Origin of the sequence: Rhodococcus sp. A14, assembly GCF_011603105.1 — a bacterium.
Classification (GTDB): domain Bacteria; phylum Actinomycetota; class Actinomycetes; order Mycobacteriales; family Mycobacteriaceae; genus Rhodococcus_F; species Rhodococcus_F opacus.
This window is the reverse complement of the sequence record NZ_JAAOQS010000233.1, coordinates 1-2,621: the sequence shown is the minus strand read 5'-3', so window position 1 is coordinate 2,621 and position 2,621 is coordinate 1. Positions and strand designations below refer to the sequence as shown.

General features: G+C 69.7%; 1 protein-coding gene. It reads left to right on the top strand.

Features of this window, described 5'->3' with window-relative positions; all coding sequences use genetic code 11:
* Positions 1-2,621 (top strand): non-ribosomal peptide synthetase (locus G9373_RS44995; RefSeq protein WP_167121280.1); only part of this gene is annotated, 2,621 nt, incomplete at both ends.

Below are 2,621 nucleotides of genomic sequence, written 5' to 3'. Positions count from 1 at the left end.
CGTTCATGACTCTGCATGCGGCCTTCGCGGTCCTCCTCGCCCGCCTGTGCGACACGGACGACGTCGTGATCGGCACCCCCGTCGCCGGCCGCCCCGATCCCCGGCTGGACCAACTCGTCGGCATGTTCGTCGGGACGCTCGTCCTCCGGACCCCGGTCGACTCGGCCGATTCGTTCCGCGAAGTGCTGACCAGAACCCGCGATGCGGACCTCGGTGCATTCATGCACGCCGACGTGCCCTTCGAGATGCTCGTCGACGTGCTGGCGCCGGAGCGGTCCACGACGCACACACCGTTGTTCCAGGTCCTGATCGACTATGGGACCGAGGTACCACTCCACCTCGAGCTGCCGGACCTGACGGTGACGGTCGCCGAGGACGCTCCGCCCCTCGCGAAGTTCGACCTTCAGCTCACCCTCCGCGAACATGCGGACCCCGCACACCCCGGCCTGTCGGCCGCGTTGACCTATGCCACCGACATCTTCGACCGCACCACCGTCGAGAGTGTCGCGGTGCGCTTCCTCCGGCTCCTCGACTCGGTGACCGCGGACCCCGCCCGGCCAGTCGGGGACGTCGACCTCCTCGACGCCACCGAACGGGCCACGCTGACGACCGGGTGGAATACCCCTTCGCCCGTGGCGGAACCAGCCGAGGCCACACTCGCCGACCGGTTCACTCGGTCCGTCCACCGCTTCGCCGGCGAATCGGTGCTGACCGATGCCGACGAAACGCTCACCTACGCGGCACTCGGTGCCCGCGTCTACCGACTCGCCCGGCGTCTCGTCGAACTGGGCGCCGCCCCCGACACGGTCGTCGCCGTAGCACTGCCACCCTCGATCGATCTGGTCGTCGCCCTGCTGGCCGCACAGCAAGCGGGAGCCGGCTACCTCGCCCTCGACGTCGGTCACCCGGCGGACCGGCTCGACGCCACGATGTCCGACGCTGCCCCGGTGTGTCTCGTCTCCTCCACCGACCACGCGGCCCGCTTGCGGAGGGACCTGCCCACGGTGCTCGTCGACGACGCGGACACACGCGGGTGCCTGATGGATCTGTCGCCGGAACCGATCACCGATCCGGAGCGACGGGCCGGGCTCACCCCCGACGCGGTCGCGTACGTCGTGTACACGTCGGGGTCGACCGGACGCCCGAAAGGTGTCGTGGTGACACACCGCAATGTCGCGACGCTGTTCGACAACACGCGGACTGCGTTCGAGTTCGCCGAGACCGACGTGTGGACGCTCTTCCACTCGGCCGCCTTCGACTTCTCGGTATGGGAGTTGTGGGGCGCCCTCCTGCACGGTGGCCGCCTCGTCGTCGTCGACACCGTCACCGCGCGGTCACCCGACGAGTTCCTGGGCCTGCTCGGCCGGGAGCGGGTGACGGTCCTGTGCCAGACGCCCACCGCGTTCGCCCAGTTGGCCGCGGCGGAACGGAACCAGCCGACCGACCTGGCGTTGCGGTGCGTCGTCTTCGGCGGCGAAGCCCTCGAGCACGGTCACCTCGTCGACTGGCTCGACCGGCACCAACCAACCCGACCGCAGCTCGTGAACATGTACGGCATCACCGAGACCACCGTGCACGTGACCAGGCATCCCCTCGGCGATACCCGTCCCGCTGCGCGGTCGGTCATCGGCCGGGCCGTTCCGGGGCTGCGCGTGTACGTCCTCGACCGGCGGCTCCACCCCGTACCCACCGGAGTGACCGGCGAGATGTACGTTGCCGGGAACCAGGTCACCCGTGGGTACCTGCACCGGTCCGGGCTGACGGTGACCCGGTACGTGGCGGACCCGGCCGGGCGCGGAGAACGCATGTACCGCACCGGTGACCTCGCACGTTGGACCGCGCAGGGTCAACTCGAGTTCCTCGGACGTAGTGATGCCCAAGTTCAGCTGCACGGCTACCGAATCGAGCCCGGCGAGGTCGAGGCCACGCTCGTCCGCCACCCGGATGTCGCACAGGCCGCGGTGTCGGTTCGTTCCGACGACCGAGGCGCCGAGCGCCTGATCGGGTACGTCGTGCCCGCCCGGGACGGTGCACAGACGAGGACTGTCGACATCGGTCGCGTCCTCGGCTTCGCCCGAACGACTCTCGCACCGCAGATGGTGCCGGCAACGCTGGTGGTCCTGGACCGCCTGCCGCTGACCCCGAACGGCAAGCTCGATCGCCGGCAGTTGCCCGCACCCGACTTCGCCGAACACGTCGCCACGGGTCGCGCTCCGGCGACCGTGACGGAGACGGCCCTCGCCGCGGTTTTCGCGGAGGTCCTCGGCGTGCCGTCCGTGAGTGCCGACGAATCCTTCTTCGCACTCGGTGGCGACAGCATCATGGCCATCCAATTGGTGGCCCGTGCCCACGAGGACGGTGTCTTCGTTACTCCCCGCGACGTTTTCGAGCACCAGACCGTGGCCGCACTCGCCGAGGTGGCGGCCACCCGGAACCCGGACGTGCTGGCCGAGCTTCCCGGCGGTGGTGTCGGGACCGCACCGCTCGTGCCGATCGCGCGGTGGTTGCTCGAACGCGGCGGCAACCTCGACACGTACTGCCAAGCAGTCCTGCTCACCGCACCACCCGACCTGGACACCGACACCCTCACCGCCACCGTGCAGACGGTCCTCGACCACCAC